The 16,597-nt window shown below is 62.3% G+C and carries 18 protein-coding genes; 4 read left to right on the forward strand and 14 right to left on the reverse strand.

Going from position 1 to position 16,597, the window contains the following annotated elements; translation table 11 throughout:
• On the forward strand, positions 1 to 528 hold a 528-nt coding region (locus FJ951_RS10615), incomplete at its 5' end, for an ABC transporter permease subunit (RefSeq protein ID WP_140514970.1).
• Between the two features lie 125 nt (positions 529 to 653).
• On the forward strand, positions 654 to 1,802 hold the full coding sequence (locus FJ951_RS10620; RefSeq protein ID WP_140514972.1) for a sulfate/molybdate ABC transporter ATP-binding protein: 1,149 nt from the start codon (positions 654 to 656) through the stop codon (positions 1,800 to 1,802).
• A gap of 268 nt (positions 1,803 to 2,070) precedes the next feature.
• Here FJ951_RS10620 and FJ951_RS10625 read toward each other — a convergent pair whose 3' ends face one another.
• From FJ951_RS10625 to FJ951_RS10670, 10 genes are all read right to left on the reverse strand, one after another.
• Positions 2,071 to 3,306 carry a UxaA family hydrolase gene (locus FJ951_RS10625; RefSeq protein ID WP_140514973.1) on the reverse strand — a complete coding sequence of 412 codons (1,236 nt, stop codon included), beginning with the start codon at positions 3,304 to 3,306 and terminating at the stop codon, positions 2,071 to 2,073.
• Positions 3,303 to 3,599 (reverse strand): UxaA family hydrolase, encoded by a 297-nt coding sequence (locus FJ951_RS10630; protein ID WP_140498421.1) that lies wholly within the window; start codon positions 3,597 to 3,599, stop codon positions 3,303 to 3,305. Before FJ951_RS10630 ends, FJ951_RS10625 begins: the two co-directional genes overlap by 4 nt.
• 7 nt (positions 3,600 to 3,606) lie before the next feature.
• Positions 3,607 to 4,296: an RraA family protein gene (locus FJ951_RS10635; RefSeq protein WP_140514975.1), complete on the reverse strand. Its 690-nt coding sequence runs from the start codon at positions 4,294 to 4,296 to the stop codon at positions 3,607 to 3,609.
• A gap of 28 nt (positions 4,297 to 4,324) precedes the next feature.
• Positions 4,325 to 5,086, reverse strand: a complete 762-nt coding sequence (locus FJ951_RS10640; RefSeq protein ID WP_140514976.1) for an SDR family oxidoreductase — start codon at positions 5,084 to 5,086, stop codon at positions 4,325 to 4,327.
• Positions 5,083 to 6,117 carry a zinc-binding alcohol dehydrogenase family protein gene (locus tag FJ951_RS10645; protein WP_140514978.1) on the reverse strand — a complete coding sequence of 345 codons (1,035 nt, stop codon included), beginning with the start codon at positions 6,115 to 6,117 and terminating at the stop codon, positions 5,083 to 5,085. The genes FJ951_RS10640 and FJ951_RS10645 overlap by 4 nt, the downstream gene beginning before the upstream one ends.
• 5 nt (positions 6,118 to 6,122) lie before the next feature.
• Positions 6,123 to 7,232 (reverse strand): enolase C-terminal domain-like protein, encoded by a 1,110-nt coding sequence (locus tag FJ951_RS10650; RefSeq protein WP_140514980.1) that lies wholly within the window; start codon positions 7,230 to 7,232, stop codon positions 6,123 to 6,125.
• A 68-nt stretch (positions 7,233 to 7,300) separates the two neighbouring features.
• A complete protein-coding gene (locus FJ951_RS10655) occupies positions 7,301 to 8,077 on the reverse strand; it encodes a transporter substrate-binding domain-containing protein (RefSeq protein WP_181165309.1) in 777 nt (258 codons plus the stop codon).
• Positions 8,078 to 8,111: 34 nt separating this feature from the next.
• Positions 8,112 to 8,765, reverse strand: a complete 654-nt coding sequence (locus FJ951_RS10660) for an amino acid ABC transporter permease (RefSeq protein WP_140514981.1) — start codon at positions 8,763 to 8,765, stop codon at positions 8,112 to 8,114.
• A 2-nt stretch (positions 8,766 to 8,767) separates the two neighbouring features.
• Entirely contained in the window at positions 8,768 to 9,439 is a 672-nt protein-coding gene (locus FJ951_RS10665; RefSeq protein WP_140514983.1) for an amino acid ABC transporter permease, read from the reverse strand.
• Positions 9,440 to 9,454: 15 nt separating this feature from the next.
• A complete protein-coding gene (locus FJ951_RS10670) occupies positions 9,455 to 10,138 on the reverse strand; it encodes a GntR family transcriptional regulator (protein WP_140514984.1) in 684 nt (227 codons plus the stop codon).
• Positions 10,139 to 10,257: 119 nt separating this feature from the next.
• Here FJ951_RS10670 and FJ951_RS10675 point away from each other — a divergent pair, with 119 nt between their 5' ends.
• Both FJ951_RS10675 and FJ951_RS10680 read left to right on the forward strand, forming a co-directional pair.
• Entirely contained in the window at positions 10,258 to 11,004 is a 747-nt protein-coding gene (locus tag FJ951_RS10675; RefSeq protein ID WP_140514986.1) for an amino acid ABC transporter ATP-binding protein, read from the forward strand.
• 27 nt (positions 11,005 to 11,031) lie between these two features.
• Positions 11,032 to 12,150 carry a mandelate racemase/muconate lactonizing enzyme family protein gene (locus tag FJ951_RS10680; RefSeq protein ID WP_140514987.1) on the forward strand — a complete coding sequence of 373 codons (1,119 nt, stop codon included), beginning with the start codon at positions 11,032 to 11,034 and terminating at the stop codon, positions 12,148 to 12,150.
• Positions 12,151 to 12,188: 38 nt separating this feature from the next.
• On the opposite strand, the gene FJ951_RS10685 is transcribed toward FJ951_RS10680, so the two are convergent.
• The 4 genes from FJ951_RS10685 to ugpC form a co-directional block, all read right to left on the reverse strand.
• Positions 12,189 to 13,082: a carbohydrate ABC transporter permease gene (locus FJ951_RS10685; protein ID WP_140514989.1), complete on the reverse strand. Its 894-nt coding sequence runs from the start codon at positions 13,080 to 13,082 to the stop codon at positions 12,189 to 12,191.
• A gap of 1 nt (position 13,083) precedes the next feature.
• Complete coding sequence (locus tag FJ951_RS10690; protein ID WP_140498409.1) at positions 13,084 to 14,022, reverse strand: sugar ABC transporter permease; 939 nt, start codon at positions 14,020 to 14,022, stop codon at positions 13,084 to 13,086.
• 106 nt (positions 14,023 to 14,128) lie between these two features.
• A complete protein-coding gene (locus FJ951_RS10695; protein WP_140498408.1) occupies positions 14,129 to 15,454 on the reverse strand; it encodes an ABC transporter substrate-binding protein in 1,326 nt (441 codons plus the stop codon).
• 38 nt (positions 15,455 to 15,492) lie between these two features.
• Positions 15,493 to 16,575 carry a sn-glycerol-3-phosphate ABC transporter ATP-binding protein UgpC gene (gene ugpC / locus FJ951_RS10700; RefSeq protein ID WP_140514990.1) on the reverse strand — a complete coding sequence of 361 codons (1,083 nt, stop codon included), beginning with the start codon at positions 16,573 to 16,575 and terminating at the stop codon, positions 15,493 to 15,495.
• Positions 16,576 to 16,597: the final 22 nt, after the last annotated feature.

Here is a 16,597-nt window from a genome sequence, read left to right on the forward strand (position 1 = left end):
GTCTCGCCGGTCATCTCGGGCCTGGTCTACGTGCTTCTGTTCGGCGCCCAGGGGCTGCTCGGCGCCTGGCTGAAGGCGCATGGCATCGTCATCCTGTTCGCCGTGCCCGGCATTGTGCTGGCCACCATCTTCGTCACCTTCCCCTTCGTGGCCCGCGAGCTGATCCCGCTGATGCAGGAACAGGGCAATGGCGACGAGGAGGCCGCGCTGTCGCTTGGCGCCAATGGCTGGCAGGCCTTCTGGTATGTGACGCTGCCCAACGTCAAATGGGGGCTGCTCTACGGCGTGCTCTTGTGCAATGCGCGCGCCATGGGCGAGTTCGGCGCGGTCTCGGTGGTGTCGGGCCATATACGCGGCCTGACCAACACCATGCCGCTGCATGTCGAGATCCTCTACAATGAATACAACGCCGTCGGCGCCTTTGCCGTCGCCTCGCTGCTGGCCGGCCTGGCGCTGGTGACGCTGGTCCTGAAGACACTGCTCGAGATGCGTTACGGCGCCGAGATCGCCGCGGCGCGTGGACATTGATGCATGTCGCCCAAAAGTGGAAACCGGTTTTGGGATAACGACATGCATGATCAAGGATTTGATGTCGCCCAAAAGCGGGAACCGATTTGGGATAACGGCATGCAGCCACTACAAAGGGACTGTTGATGGAAGTTCGCGTTGCCAATGTGCGCAAGGAGTTCGAGCGGTTTCCCGCGCTCCATGACGTGTCGCTCGACATCAAGTCGGGCGAGCTGATCGCGTTGCTGGGGCCGTCGGGCTCGGGCAAGACGACGCTGCTGCGGCTGATTGCCGGGCTGGAGCGGCCGACGCGCGGCAAGATCTTCTTCGGCGACGAGGACGCCTCGCACAAATCGATCCAGGAGCGCAATGTCGGCTTCGTCTTCCAGCACTACGCGCTGTTCCGGCACATGACGGTCTCGGACAATATCGGCTTCGGCCTCAAGGTCCGGCAGGGCTCGACGCGGCCGCCGGCGCAGGAGATCCGCCGCCGCGCCTCCGAGCTGCTCGACCTGGTCCAGCTCTCGGGCCTGGAAAAGCGCTATCCGGCGCAGCTATCCGGCGGCCAGCGCCAGCGCGTCGCGCTGGCCCGCGCCATGGCGATCGAACCCAAAGTGCTTCTGCTCGACGAGCCGTTCGGCGCGCTCGATGCGCAGGTGCGCCGGGAACTGCGCCGCTGGCTGCGCGACATCCATGACGCCACCGGCCACACCACCGTCTTCGTCACCCACGACCAGGAAGAGGCGCTGGAGCTTGCCGACCGCGTCGTGGTGATGAGCCAGGGCCGCATCGAGCAGGTCGGCACCGCCGATGACATCTATGACAGGCCGAACTCGCCTTTCGTCTATGGCTTCATCGGCGAATCGAGCTCGCTTCCCGTCAAGGTCGAGAATGGCGAGGTCTGGCTCGCCGATCGCCCGATCGGGCTGTCGGCGCCGGAGGCCGCCAGCGGCAACGCCAGGCTGTACTTCCGCCCGCACGACGTCGAATTGCTGAGCGGCTGCTCTGGCTGCATCGCCGGCACGGTGGTCGCCAGCCGCCGCGTCGCCGGCACCCGCCGGGTGGAACTCGAGATCGGCGGCGAACGCCAGCGCGTCGAGATCGAGCTGCCCGTCGATCATCCCGCGGCCCAGAAGAGCCGGGTAGCGTTCCGCCCGGGCCGCTGGAAGCTGTTTTTTTCCGACCAGGCAGGCAGCTCATTCGCGCCGGCGGAACAGAACCCTCGCCAAAACGAGAAGACGCTTCCCCCAGATATCAGGAAGCGGCGTATGGCTGACGCAGGCCCGCTGATTTGAATTGTCCGTATGGAGGTGAGGCGGTTGCGAGCCGCCAGCCCAATGCTGGTTTGCCCAAGCAACCTCGGTTCGATCTAGCGACATGCAAAACAAGACCTAAGCGGCTCGCATGAATCCGTTTCGGCGTGCCGCGCTTCAAACAAAACGAGTGAGCTTGTCGCCAGATTGTTCGGCCCGCCACGCATTTGCTCCTGCGCTGGTCAAGGATCGCGCAGCTTCAGCACAGAGGCAAACAGCGCTCGCAGGCACACGGCAAACGCCGGCAGCTTCAGCTTCGGTGACCAGCCTTTCGCTGTGCGCCCGGCAGACATGCGGGACCGATCGGTTCGAAAGTCTTGTAGGTCAGGATGAATTCGCGGTGCCCGAGTTGTTCGGATTTCGTCGCATGGCCATTGGCGACAGCAAGAACCAGATTGAAGATTTCGTCGCCGACATCCGACAAGGTGGCGGCCCCTTCGAGGATACGTCCGGCATCGACGTCCATGTCGCCCGACAGGCGACGGTATGTTTCGGGATTGGCGCAGATCTTTATGACCGGTGCGACCGCCGACCCCGAGACCGAACCGCGGCCGGTGACGAAGAGCGTGAGGTGACAACCGGAAGCGATGAGCTCCACGATCTCGGCATTGTCCGAGATGTTGGGGAAGCCAAAACGCACGTCCCCGTCCGGCACGACATCCATCAGGTAGAGTCCGCCGCCAGGGGGAATGTCGCCCGGCTTGATGAGGCCCGAAATCGGCGACGAGCCCGATTTGGCATAGGCACCCATCGATTTCTCCTCGATGGTGGATAGGCCGCCATCGGCATTGCCCGGAGCGAAACTGCCATAGCCTAGCGTCGCGTAGTATTGCGCTGCCTTTGCCACGGAGGCGCGCAGCTCGACGCCGAGTTCAGGCGTCACGGCACGGCTCGCCATGATCTCTTCGCAGCCGATCAGCTCGCCGGTCTCCTCGAAAATACAGGCTGCTCCCGCACGGACCAGCCGATCGAAGGCAAGGCCGGCGGCGGGATTGCCGGTCATGCCGCTGGTGCCGTCCGACCCGCCGCAGATCGTGCCGACAATAAGTTCACTCGCATCCATTGGCACTCTCGCGACCGCGCCCAGCTCTTGCAGGCGTTGCCCGACCCATTCGATGCCGTCGGAAATCGTCGACAAAGTACCGCCGTTTTCCTGGATCGTCAGCGTGGCCACCGGCCGTCCGCTTGCCTCGACGGTGCGGGCGAGCGAGAATTTGTTGAAGCTTTCGCATCCCAGTGACAGCAGCAGTACCGCGGCGACATTGGGATGCGTACACAGACGCTCCATCATCCGCTGCGCATAGGGATTGGGAAAGCAGCCTGGAAAGCCGATCAGATGCACGTCCCTGCCGCGGAAATGGGAGACAATTTCGCGACCGACATGATGCGCGCACTCTACCAGATAGGCCACGATCACAATGTTGCGGATGCCCTTGCGACCGTCCGGCCTGAGATAGCCGAGGATGGTGGACTGTTCGCCGGTCATGATCCGGTCTCCGCTATTACGTGCGTTTTGGTGTAGTCGCTCTTCAGATTGTGAATATGGACGTGCTCGCCGGGTCCGATCGACCGCGTCGCCGAGCCGATCGGGACGCCGTATTTGATGACCTTCATCCCCGGGGCGATCGGCAGCCGCGCCAGCTTGTGGCCGAGCTCCACGGCCTTGATCAGAATGCGCGACTCGCCGCCAACGATGATGGTCTCACCGGCTTCGATGCGCCGGCAGGCGACCAGCACATTGTCGTGATCGCAGAGCAGGAGCAGACGAGGATCGTCCATCGTCGGCTCACATGACGCCGAAGGTACGGAAGGCTTCGCAGGCGCTCATGCCGTCGCGGATCGCGGTTGCGACCTTGTTCTCTGTGCTGACCTTCTCGATCGCGCGCTCGATCGCTTCCTTTTCCGCCTCGCGCGGGATCACAAGCACGCCCTCGCGGTCGCCGAAGATCAGGTCGCCGGGCGTTACCAGGATGCCTTCGATCTCGAGTGGGCAGCCATAGTCGATCACCTTGCCTCGCGGGCCCTGGTCTTGGGCATAGATGCCGCGCGAGAAGACCGAAAAGCCGAGCTTTTCGATTTCCCAGGAGTCGCGGATATAGCCGTTGAGGACGGCGCCGGCAGCCTTCAGCTTCTGGGCCCTGGTGGACATCAGCCCGCCCCACAGCGCGTAGCGGAAGGAGGAGCCGCTGGCGATGTAGACATCGTTCTCCGTCAGGCTGTCCAGCGCTTCCATCATGAGGCCGAACGGTTTGTTCGCGAGCGGACCGTGCGCATCCGGCGAACCGCCGGAAAACACGTCCGCCTCCAGCACCGGCATCGCGCGGCCGATGACTTTCATCTCCGGCTGCAACGGCACGATCCCGGCCGGCAGGAACTGCCGGCGGTGGCCCATTACATCGAGCACGTCGCCGACGACGGCCGTGAAGAGTTCCTTGCGGATGACTTCGAAGATCGCCTTGTCAGTATCGGTCGTCATCTGTTTTCTCCCTCGAAAAACTATGGTGTCAGAAGCCGTGCAGCGCGCCGCCGTCGACCACCAGTATATGGCCGGTCACATAGGCTGAGGCGCGTGAGGCGAGATAGGTCATGGCCCAGCCGATATCGGCGCCCTCGCCGAAACGACCCATGGGAATGCGGCTGTTGATCTTGCGCGCCCTTTCCGGATCGGCTGCGGTGGCCTGGCGTAGAAGCGCGGTGTCGATCCAGCCTGGTGCCACACCGTTGACGCGTATCCCGCTGGGCGCAAGTTCGGTCGCGAGCGCCCTCACCATGCCGACATAGGCGGCTTTCGCCGCCGAATAGCCGATCACGTTGGGAATGCCGAGGAAAGAGCTCATCGAGGCGGTGAAAAGAATGCTGCCCCTTGCTTCCGTCACCTGCGGCAGGAAGGCGCGCGAGAGGGCGAAGGCGCCGCCGACATGGACGTTCAGCACCGAATTGAAAGCCTCGACGCTCATCTCGCCGAGCGGCTTCTTGACCGTGTTGCCGGCATTGTTGACGAGGATCGAGACGCGTCCGGATTTTTTTGCCACCTCGCTGGCGAAACCCGTGGCACCGGCAGTGTCGGTCACGTCGAAGACATGGCTCGTGGCGGAAGGCCCCAGCGTCTCGCAGGCGGCAGCGAGCTTCGCGGCGTTGGTGCCGACGATCGTCACCTTGGCGCCGGCTTCGACGAAACAGGTGGCGATCGCAAGGCCGAGACCGCTTCCGCCGCCGGTCACCAGCGCATGCTGCCCCTCCAGCCCGAAGATATCCTTGATGCTCATGCGTCTTCCTTCGCTTCGATCCGGACGACGATCTTGGTGAAGCCTCCGGGGCTCTTGTCCCAGGCTTGCATGGCCGCACCGGCTTCCTCGATTGGCACGACGCGTGAGACGATGCGGTCGCCGGCGTCCCGATGTTGCTTCAGATAGCCGATAACATCGTGGAAATCGGCGATCTCGGAGCCGCGCGACCCGCGGATATCCATCTCCTTGAGCAGGAAGAACTTGGTGTCGTAAGCGATCTTGTTCTTGGCGTAGCCGACATAGACGACCCGGCCGCAGGACGCCACGAGATCGATCGCCTGCCGAAAGGTCGCATCCGCGCCGACCGCCTCGATGACGACCTGCGGACCGTCCCCACTGGTCAGTTCCAGGACATGCGCCAGGACATCTTCGCGCGACGCATCGATGGTGTCAGTGGCGCCGAGCACCTTGGCAACGGCGAGTTTGTCGGCGCTAAGGTCCACTGCGATCACGCGTGAGCCCCGCCTGACAGCGCCGAGCAAGGCGCCGAGCCCAATGACGCCGCAGCCAAGGATGACGACGGTTTCTCCAGCCGAAAGCTCGGAGCGGCGGACGGCATGGAAGCCGACGGCAAGCGGCTCGATCAGCGCGAGGTCCCGCTGGCGCATGCCCTCGACCGGAATGATCTTGCCCGCGGGAACGACGATGATCGAGGCCATCGCGCCCTCGCGCTGGACGCCCATCGTCCGGTTGTCCTTGCAGGCGTTCGGCCTGCCAAGGCGGCACGCATGGCACCTGCCGCAATTGAAATAGGGAAGAATAGTCACGGACTGGCCGACCGCAAGCGCGCTGACGCCGTCGCCGAGCGCCGAGATGGTGCCGGAGATTTCATGGCCCAGGACGCGCGGGTAGGAGATCAGCGGATTGAGGCCGCGAAACGACGTCAGGTCGGAACCGCAATACCCCACATACTCCATCCGCACCGCGACTTCGCCCGGGCCCGGTTTTGGTTCGGGCAATTCGACCAGCGAGATCTTGCCGGGTTCCTCGAGGCAGACAGCTTTCATCATGGCGCTCAGGCCTCACAGATCGTGCTGTTGTCGATGGCATCCCAGTCGATCTCGACCCCGAGGCCGGGGGCTGACGGCGGCGCGGCGTAGCCGTCCTTGATCGGCAGCGGCTGCTTGAGGCCGAAGGCGAAGTTCTCCATTGGATAGAGCACTTCGAAGAAGTCGCAGTTCTTGATCGCCGCGGCGCAATGCAGGTTGACGATCTCCATCGGGTGGAAGATGGCGGTATGGATCTCGCAATTGACGCCGAAGGCTTCGGCGAGGCGGGCCGTCTTCATGACGCCCGTGACGCCGCCCGTCCAGGAAACGTCTGCCCGGACACGATCGACGACACGCGTCGAGATGCATTCGGCGATGCTGTAAGGGTGCTTCGCAAGGACTTCTGTCCCGACGAGCGGGATTTCGAGCGTGCGTGCGAGCTCCCGCAGCGAATGAACGTCCTCGTCGTATAAAGGCTCTTCCAGCCAGTAGAAGTCGAGCCTTTCCAGCTCGCGGCCGAAGCGGATCGACTGCTCGAGATTGAACATCGAGACCGGATCCGACATCAGCGTGAAATCCGGCCCGACGGCGGCGCGGACCTGGCGATGGACGTCGATATCGTAGTCGAGATCGAGACCGGGTGTATGGAGCTTGTAGGCCCGCAACCCTTCGGCCCTGGCGCGCAGCGCCTCTTTCACATAGTCCTGCGGCCCCGACAGGATCATCGAGCTGCCATAGACCGGCACGCGTTCGCGGAAGGCGCCGAGATATTTGTAGAGAGGCTGCCCGGCGGCGGTGGCCGACAGCAGCCAGAGGCAGGTGTCGAATGGTCCGTAGGCATAGATCGGCAAGTGGCCCCACCAGCGGTCGGCCACCCGGAAATCGTGCCATGCCTTTTCCCGGTCGAGCGGGTCACGGCCGATGAAGAACGGACGCAGCGTGTCGGCAATCAGCCTGCCGGCGCCCGCCGCCGAACGACCGGCGAACCCGAAGGCGGTTGCCTCGAGCCCGGTGTCCGTCATCATGGTGACGGTGAGAAATTCGAACTTCGCGAAATCCCCGGTTCGAAACGCGCTGGCGGCAAAATCGCCTGGTTTGCGCTGGCAGCAGCGCACCTTCACATCCGTGATTTTCATGGAAAAACCTTCGATAAACCGATCGCAGCGGCATGTGTGGATCCGGGGAGTCCCGGATCCAGTCATTCTCAGAAGCGGGGCAGGTCGACTTCGACACCCATCCATTTTTTCTGCAGGGCCTGCAGCTCACCTGTCGACTGAAGCATGAAGAGCTCCGTGTTCAGCCAGTGCAGGAAGTCCGGGTCGTTGCGGCGCAGGCCTATGCCCATCGGCGCCTGCGCCACAACGAACTGCTTCTTGAGGTTAGGATCGTGCTCCTCGACGGCGCGGGCAAGCGCGCCGCTGGTCACGATGCCTTCGACCTGGCCTGCGAACAGCGCCTGGGATGTCGACGCGTCATCGTCATAGCGCTGGATCTGTGCGCCTTCGACGGCCTTTTTGGTCATGACGATGTCGTTCGTGCTGGCCCGCGTCACGCCGATCTTCCTGCCCGCCAGATCCTCGATCTTGGTGATCGGCTGGTCGGCGGGACCGACATAGACCTGCTGGTCGACATAGTACGTGTTGGTGAACGCGATGGCCTTGGCGCGCTCGGCGGTGATCGAGAACGAATAGATCACGATGTCGAGCTTGCCCGAAGTCAGGTTCGGGATGCGGTTGGCTGCCGTCGTGTCGACGATGTTGACCTTGACGCCGAGATCGCGGGCGATTGCCTTTGCCACGGACACGTCATAGCCGTCGGGCTGCATGCTGCTGTCCATCAGGCCATAAGGCGGCGTTCCAAGGCCGACGCCGACATTGATGGTGCCGCGCTGCACGATGGCGTCCAGCGTGCTCTCGGCCTTTGCGGGCAATATCATCGCCAGCATCGCGGCGACCCCGACAGCAAGTCTCTTCAATAGCATGATACTTTCCTCCCTGGTGTGATGAACCGGATCTTCAGTTGGCTGCCTGCTGCAGGCGGCGCTCCAGGCGGCGGCTGGCATGGGACAGTATGGAGCAGATGCCGAAGTAGATGGCCGCGACCGTCAGATAGACGGGCAGCGGCTGGAACGTGGCGCTGGAGACGATCTGTCCTGCTCTCGTCAGTTCGATAAAGCCGACGACCGAAGCAAGCGCGGTGTTCTTGACGACCTGAACGGAGAAGCCGACCGTCGGAGGAATGGCGACGCGAAGCGCCTGCGGGATGATGACGTCGGTCATCGTGTGCCGCCAGCCAAGCGCCAGCACGAACGACGCTTCCCATTGCCCCTTGTTGATCGACTGGATCGACCCGCGCCAGATCTCGCCGAGGAACGCGCTGCTGTAGAGCGTAAATCCAAGGCCGGCCGCGTAGATCGCCGGAAGGTCATAGCCGAGATTGGCGACGCCGAAATAGGCGATGAAGAGAATGACGAGCAGGGGCGTTCCCTGGATGACATAGATGTAGGCCTGTGCGATCCAGCGCAGCCAGGCGAAACGGGAGAGGCGCATGAGGGCGATAATCGATCCGCCGATGGCGCCGCCTGCAAGCGCAATTCCCGAGAGGGCGACCGTCCACGTCCCACATTGCAGCAGAAACCCGACATGATGGAGGTTGAATGTCTGGAACATCGTCATCGCCCTGCAAAGCGGAAGGAGAAGAGGGCGCGGTCAATCAGCGCGAAGACGCCTTTGAATGCAGCCGTCAGGACAAGGTAGATGGCCGCGACCACGAGATAGGCTTCCAGGCTTCTGAAGGTCAGGCCCTGCACGTCATTGGCGACGCCGGTCAGTTCCGGGACGGAGATGACGGAAACGACGCTGGAGGCCAGCATGATCAGGATGAACTGGCTGGTCAGTGCCGGGAAGATCGCTGAAATCGCCGGCAGCAGAACGACATAGCGGAAGGTGAGATACGGTGACATGCCAAGCGTGTGCGCCGCCTCCCGCTGTCCCTTGCCGATCGTCTGGATACCGACACGGACGATCTCGGTGATATAGGCGCCCGCGTAGAGCGTCAGGGAGAGGATGGCCGCCGTCACTTCGGAAATGCGGATGCCGATCGAGGGCAGGCCGAAATAGACGATATAGATCTGCACCAGAAACGGCGTGTTGCGGATGATCTCCACATAGGCGGCCGCGATTGAGGAGAGGACTTTCGAGCTCGAAAGTCTCATCAGGGCGCCGACGATGCCGACGCACATGCCCAGAACCAGCGCGGCGGCCGACAGGCCGACGGTCAGCATGGCGGCGTGCACGAACAGGTCGCCGCGCGCGAATGTCCCGGAAAAATCTAGGTACTCCACACTCGTCCCCGGTCTTTAAACAAGGTTCGGTTCGATCGCTCGCGCAAGGACTTTCACCTGGCGCAAGGTGTTCTGCCGGCTTCTCTCGAGATGTCGCTGCAGCGCCGCGAGGATCTGGCTCTTCTTGCCGGCGATGATGGCATCGAGAATATTTTGGTGCTCCTCGACCGAGCGGCTGTAATCGCCTGGAATCGAGACGAAGACCGTATGCGTCTGGCCGACAATGCGGGAGTGGACCTCGGAGATCATCGGTATCCCCGCGGCGCCGACGAGCGAACTGTGGAAGGCCCGGTCATGGGAGAGCGCCTTCGCCAGATCGTCGAGCGACGACCCTTTGGCGAAGCGCCTGTGGTTTCCGAGGCTGTCCTGGAGCTTCGCCCGCAGCGCCTCATCGAGCCGTCCTGCGTCGAAGGCTGCTTCCACGGCCCCTTTCTCGAGCAGTGTCCTGGCCGCGTATAATTCCTCGACGGCTTCCTCGTTGAAGCTGCGGACCACCATGCCGCGCCGCGAGGAATTGACGAGAAGCCCGTCCGCCTCCAGCCGCAGGCAGGCTTCCTTGACAGGCGTGGGACTGATGCCCAGTTCCGCCGCCAATTCGTTTGGCAACAGGCGTTGCCCGCCTGCCAGCCTGCCGCCGACGATCCGCGACCGCAGCTCCTGGTAGGCCTGCTCGGCCAATGTTGTCTTGATCATGCTCATGGCCCAAGCATCGGTCAGGTTCCGGTTCGGCGCAACAGAAAAATTAAAAATAGAAAATTTTTTATTTTCCGATTTCGATCTTTCGGGTTACAAGCCAACCTCGCAACAAGGAGGAGTTCATGGACGCCAACGGCAGCGCCTTTGTGAAACTGCGCGACGCGGTGAAGATGTTCGGCGGGTTTCAGGCGCTCGATCACGTCAGCCTTGAGGTGGCGAAGGGCGAAAAGATCGTCGTCTGCGGGCCGTCGGGCTCAGGCAAGTCGACCTTGATCCGCTGCATCAACGGCTTGGAAGACCTGCAGCAAGGCTCGGTGGAAATCGACGGGAAACCGCTGGTCGAGAAGTCCCATGGACGTATGGTTCCGCGCCGGGACATCGGCATGGTGTTCCAGCAGTTCAACCTCTTCCCGCATCTCAAGGTAATCGAGAATTGTACGCTGGCGCCGGTCCGCGTGCTCGGAAAATCCCGCAAGGACGCTTCGGAGAGAGCGCTGGAGATGTTGCAAAAGGTTCGGATCGCAGATCAGGCGGATAAGTATCCGTCCCAGCTTTCCGGCGGTCAGCAGCAGCGCGTCGCGATTGCCCGAGCGCTCTGCATGCAACCCAGGATCATGCTCTTCGATGAACCGACCTCGGCTCTCGATCCGGAAATGGTCAAGGAAGTGCTCGACACCATGGTCTCGCTGGCATCCGAAGGCATGACGATGATTTGCGTGACGCACGAAATGGGCTTCGCCAGCCAGGTGGCCGACCGGGTCGTCTTCATGGACAAGGGTCGGATACTCGAGGAGGCCACGCCGAAGGAATTCTTCGCAGCCCCGAAGCATCAGCGGGCACGCGAATTCCTCTCGCAGCTCCTTCATTGACAAATTCATATCCGCCAAGGGTCATAGATGAAAATCGCCTCCGTCCGCCCGTTCATTCTCCATCTTCCACTCACCTCGGACTCCATTTCGGACTCGACCCACAGCATTACCCATTGGGGTGTCGTGGGTACGAAGATCGTCACCACGGATGGGCTGGAAGGTTATGGCTTCACCGGCACGCATGCCCATCTGGCCGCCGACCGGCTGATAACGTCCTGCATCGGCGAGTGTTACGCGCCGCTTCTGGTAGGCGAAGACGCCTCGGATCATCAGCGCCTATGGACCAGGCTTGCGCGCCATCCTTCGCTTCAATGGGTCGGTCGGGCCGGCATCACGCATCTGGCGCTGGCTGCAATCGATATCGCGCTGTGGGATCTGAAGGCGAAATGGGCGGGCCTGCCGCTGTGGAGTTATCTCGGCGGCGCGCGCACCGATGCCCTGGAGGCTTACAATACCGATATCGGCTGGATTTCGTTCGACCTGGACACGTTGCTGCGCGGCTCCGCGAAAGCCGTCGAGGAGGATGGATTCACACGCATCAAGATCAAGGTCGGCCATGACGACCCAAATGTCGACGTCGAGCGCCTGGCGGCTGTGCGCAAACGTGTCGGATCAAGGATCCGGATCGCAATCGACGGCAACGGCAAGTGGGATCTTCCGACCTGCCAGCGGTTCTGCGCGCTGGCGCGCGACCTCGATATCTACTGGTTCGAGGAGCCGCTCTGGTATGACGATGTCGCCAGCCACGCCACGCTCGCGCGCAATACATCGATCCCGATCGCGCTCGGCGAGCAGCTCTACACCATCGACGCGTTCCGCTCCTTCGTCGATGCAGGAGCCGTCGCCTACGTCCAGCCGGACGTCACGCGGCTCGGAGGAATAACCGAATACATCCAGGTCGCGGACCTGGCACTGGCGCATCGGCTTCCCGTCGTTCCGCATGCAGGGGAGATGAGCCAGGTGCATGTGCATCTGAGCTACTGGCATCCTGCATCGACGATCCTCGAATACATCCCCTGGATCAAGGATCACTTCGAGGAGCCGATCCGCGTCGAAGGCGGCATCTACAAACGGCCCGAACGGGCCGGTGCGAGCACGACCGTCCTGGCCGAAAGCTTTGCCCGCTACGGCAAAAGCCTGGGCTAGGGCATTCCAGGAAAAGCGCCCGCGGCATCGGGGCGGCGCTATTCCTTCACCGCGCCGGTCATCGAGGAGACATAGTGCTCGACGAAGAACGAGTAAAGCACGACGACCGGCAGGGATCCGATCAGCGCGCCCGCCATCAGGGCACCCCACTCATAGACGTCGGAGCGGACGAGTTCGGTGAGCACCCCGACCGGCACGGTCTTGTTTTCGGACGACTGGATGAACGTCAAGGCATAGATGAACTCGTTCCATGACAGGGTGAATGCGAATATGCCCGCCGAGATCAGGCCTGGCACCGACAGGGGCAGCACGATCTTGCTCAGGATCTGCCAGCGGCTTGCCCCGTCTATGAGCGCGCATTCTTCCAGTTCAAAGGGGATGGAGCGGAAGTAACCCATCAGCAGCCAGGTGCAGAAGGGGATCAGGAAGGTCGGGTAGGTGAGGATGAGCGCGAAGGGTGTGTCGTAAAGCCCGAGGTTGAACACCATCACCGACAAGGGGATGAACAGTATCGAGGGCGGCACGAGATAGGCGAGGAACACCGCGAGGCCGACCTGCCGTGCCCCGGAGAACCGCAGCCGCTCGATCGCATAGGCCGCGAAAACCGACGCCACCAGCGACAGGGAAGTGGCGGCGGTCGAAATGATGATCGTGTTGAGCAGCCAGCCCGGATAGGACGTCTCGAAGAGAAGATAGCGGATGTGCTCCAATGTCGGATGCACGACCCAGAGCGGGTTGAAATTGGCATAGTCGGTCATTTCGACATTGGGCTTAACCGCTGTGATCGTCATCCAGTAGAACGGGAATAAGAGCACGATGACGAACACGAGCAGGGGGAGATAGACCGTCACCACACGGCGCGGCACGCTCTGCAAATAGCCCATGCCGCCTTCATCGAGCTGCGGCTGTTTTGTCTTCCTGGTCGCAGCCATGTCAGTCTCCGCCCCCCTGCTGCCATTTACGGCGTTGCAAGCCGAAATAACTGAACAGGATTGCGGCAAGGAGGAATGGGATCATGGCGACCGCGATCGCAGCGCCCTCGCCGAGCTGGCCGCCCGAAATGCCGCGCTGGAACGACAGCGTCGCCATCAGATGGGTGGCATTTACCGGTCCGCCGCGGGTCAGCACATAGATCAGCTGGAAATCCGTGAAGGTGAACAGCACCGAGAACGTCATCGTGATCGCGATGATAGGGGTGAGCAGCGGCAGCGTCACATGGCGAAACAATTGCCAGCGGCTGGCGCCGTCGAGCGTGGCGGCCTCGTAAAGCGATTGGGGGATTGTCTGCAAGCCGGCAAGCAGCGTGATGGCTACGAAAGGGATGCCGCGCCAGACATTGGCCGCGATCACCGAAGCACGCGCGTTCTCCGGATCGCCGAGGAAATTGATGCGATGGTCGATCAGGCCCATCTGCTGGAGCGCCCAGGACAGGATCGAGAACTGCGAATCGTAAATCCACCAGAAGGCGATTGCCGAGAGCACCGTCGGCACCACCCACGGCAGCAGGACAATCGCGCGGAAGAACGATTTGAAGGGAAGGTTCTGATTGAGGATAAGCGCCAGCCAAAGGCCGAGCGCGAATTTCAGGATCGAGGCGCTGACGGTGTAGAGCAGGGTATTGAAGACGGAGAGCCAGAAAACGGCGTCGCTCCACAGATATTCATAGTTCTCGATGCCGATGAAGATGCCGGGACGGCCGATGCGGGCATCGGTGAAGCCGAGCCAGACGCCGAGCCCAAGCGGATAGGTCAGGAAGACAAGCAGCAATGCCGCCGCCGGCAGCATGAAGCCGAAGCCAAGCGCGTTCCTGCTCTCGGCCAGGCGCGACAGCATCGAGGAACGCGGCTGAGCGGCGACGGACGGCACGGCCATGGGGCGGGCTCCCTGCAAGGGTCTCGTTGATCGGCCTGGCGGCCGCCCTGCGCTTCCGGAGGGTCGGATAGCGCGGGGCAGTGCCGCCAGGCTCAGCTGGCATGGATCAAACGCGATAATACCGGTTTGCGCGCTTTTCCGCCTCTTCCATTGCCTCCTGGGGCGTGGCCTGTCCCGTGACGGCCTTGGCGAACATGTCGACCAGGACATAGTCGGCCATGGTCGCCGCCGAGGCATAGCCGAGCGGCCCGGCATAGCCGTTGGGCCGCAGCGTCGCCGAAGCCTTGGCGTAAGCGGCATTGTTCGGATCGGCTGTCCACACCGGATTGTTGTCGAACGCCTTGAGCGTCTGGCAGCAGTAGCCCGCCGAGGAGGTGATCCAATCTGGCATTTGCGGGTCCTCGAACATGAATTGCAGATAGGCTTTGGCCGCGTTGGGGTAGGGCGTGTAGTCGAAGATGACGGCTGTGGTCACCTGGAACAGTTCGACGGATTTGCCGACAGGACCGATCGGCAGGTTGGTGGTGCGTATGTCCTTGGCCATTTCCGCCAGCTTCGGATCATTGTCCTTGTTGATCTTGGCCGTGTTGTAGGCGGAAATGCCATTGGCGATCACACTGAGTTCGCCGGCCAGGAAGGCGCGATTGTTGTTGACGTCGAGCCAGCTTTCGGTGCCTGGAATAAAAGTCTTGTAGAGTTCCTGCGCGTATTCGATCGCCTTGAGGGTCTCGGGGCTGTTGATCGTCACCTTGCCGCTCTCGTCGACCATCTGGCCGCCATGGCTCCACAGCAGCCAGTGCGCGTAGTTGTTGCCGTCGCCGACACCATGGCCGTGCGTGAAGCCGGCCGGATGCCCCTTCGCCTGCAGGGCCTTGCAAAGTTCGAGGAAGCCTTTCGTATCCTTGGGGAACTCCGAAAAGCCGGCCTCTTTCACCCAGCTTTCCCGATAGACGATGGCATTTCCGATGGTGGCGAGCGGCAGGCCGATGAATTTGCCTTCCCGGGTCGCATATTGCTTTGGTCCGTCGTGCCAGCCGCCATATTTCGACCCCAGATACTCGCCCAGTTCCGTCACGTCGTGCAGCTTGTCGGGATACTGATGCGGGTCGTCGAACCAGACGAACATCAGATCCGGACCTGAACCGACATTGGCGGCGACCGCTGCCTTGGGGCGAATGTCTTCCCAGCTTTCCTTGTCGACACGTACCTCCACGCCCGTCGCTTCGGTGAACCGCTTGGTGTTTTTCAGCCACTGGTCCTCGTCACCCTGCACGAAAGGCGACCAGCGCAGCAGCCTGAGCTTCGCACCGTCCTCCGGCTTGTACTTCAGCCCCTCCTGGGCGAATGCCGGAGAGCCGGCGAAGCGGCTTCCCAAAACGCCGGCAGCAGCGCCGGCCGTCGTGCGGATCACGTCACGTCTGGTGAATTTCATGCTCGTTCCTCCTGTTTGTTTCTCTTGCCCTTTGGTCTCTACAGCTTGCTGCGCGTTTGAAGCCGCTGCCCGGTTTCGCCGTGGAAGAGATGAATGAGGCCGGGTTCGGCGGTGAGCCGGATGGTTTCGCCCGGCGTGAAGGAATGACGTTCCCGGAAGTTGGCCACGATCTCTTCACCGCCGGCTGTCCGGCCGATGAGCTGTACCTCCGACCCGGTCGGCTCGATCACCGCGATGGTGACCGCAATGCCCTGGTCGGACAGCCGCAAATGCTCGGGCCGTATGCCCAGCACCACCGGCTCGCCGCCTTTGACGGACGATGCTGCGTCCAACGGCACGGAAATTCCGCCCGCGCCCCGAAAGGACGGCGACCCGTTCGTCGCGATTTCGCCCCGCAGCAAATTCATGGCGGGCGAGCCGATGAAACTGGCGACGAAGAGATTGTCCGGCCTGTCGTAGAGTTCCAGCGGCGGCCCGATCTGCTCGACGATGCCGTCATGCATGACCACGATCTTGTCTGCCATGGTCATGGCTTCGATCTGGTCATGGGTAACATAGACCGTCGTGGTTTTCAGGCGCTGGTGCAGTTCCTTGATCTCGGCGCGCATCTGCACCCTGAGCTTGGCGTCAAGATTGGACAGCGGCTCGTCGAACAGGAAAACCGCCGGATCGCGCACGATCGCCCGCCCCATGGCAACTCGCTGGCGCTGTCCGCCGGAAAGCTGGCGGGGATAGCGCGCCAACAGCGGCACGAGCCCCAGAATCTCCGCAGCGCGCTGGACGCCGGCGCCGCTCTCAGCCTTCGAAACGCCCTTCAGCATGAGCGAAAACGCCATGTTCTCGGCGACGGTCATATGCGGGTACAGCGCATAGTTCTGGAAGACCATGGCGACGTCGCGTTCCTTCGGCGCAACGTTGTTGACGACACGCTCGCCAATCGCGATCTGGCCCCGCGAAATCTTTTCCAGGCCCGCGATCATCCTGAGCAGGGTTGATTTTCCGCAACCCGACGGCCCGACCAGCGTGACGAATTCGCCGTCGTCGATGTTCACGCTGACGCCGTGCAGAACCTCGACGGTCCCGAATGATTTGTAAACCTCGCTAATCGCGACAGACGCCATCGATCCTCCTCCCGAACGATTC

Origin of the sequence: Mesorhizobium sp. B2-2-3 (assembly GCF_006442405.1) — a bacterium.
GTDB lineage: Bacteria > Pseudomonadota > Alphaproteobacteria > Rhizobiales > Rhizobiaceae > Mesorhizobium.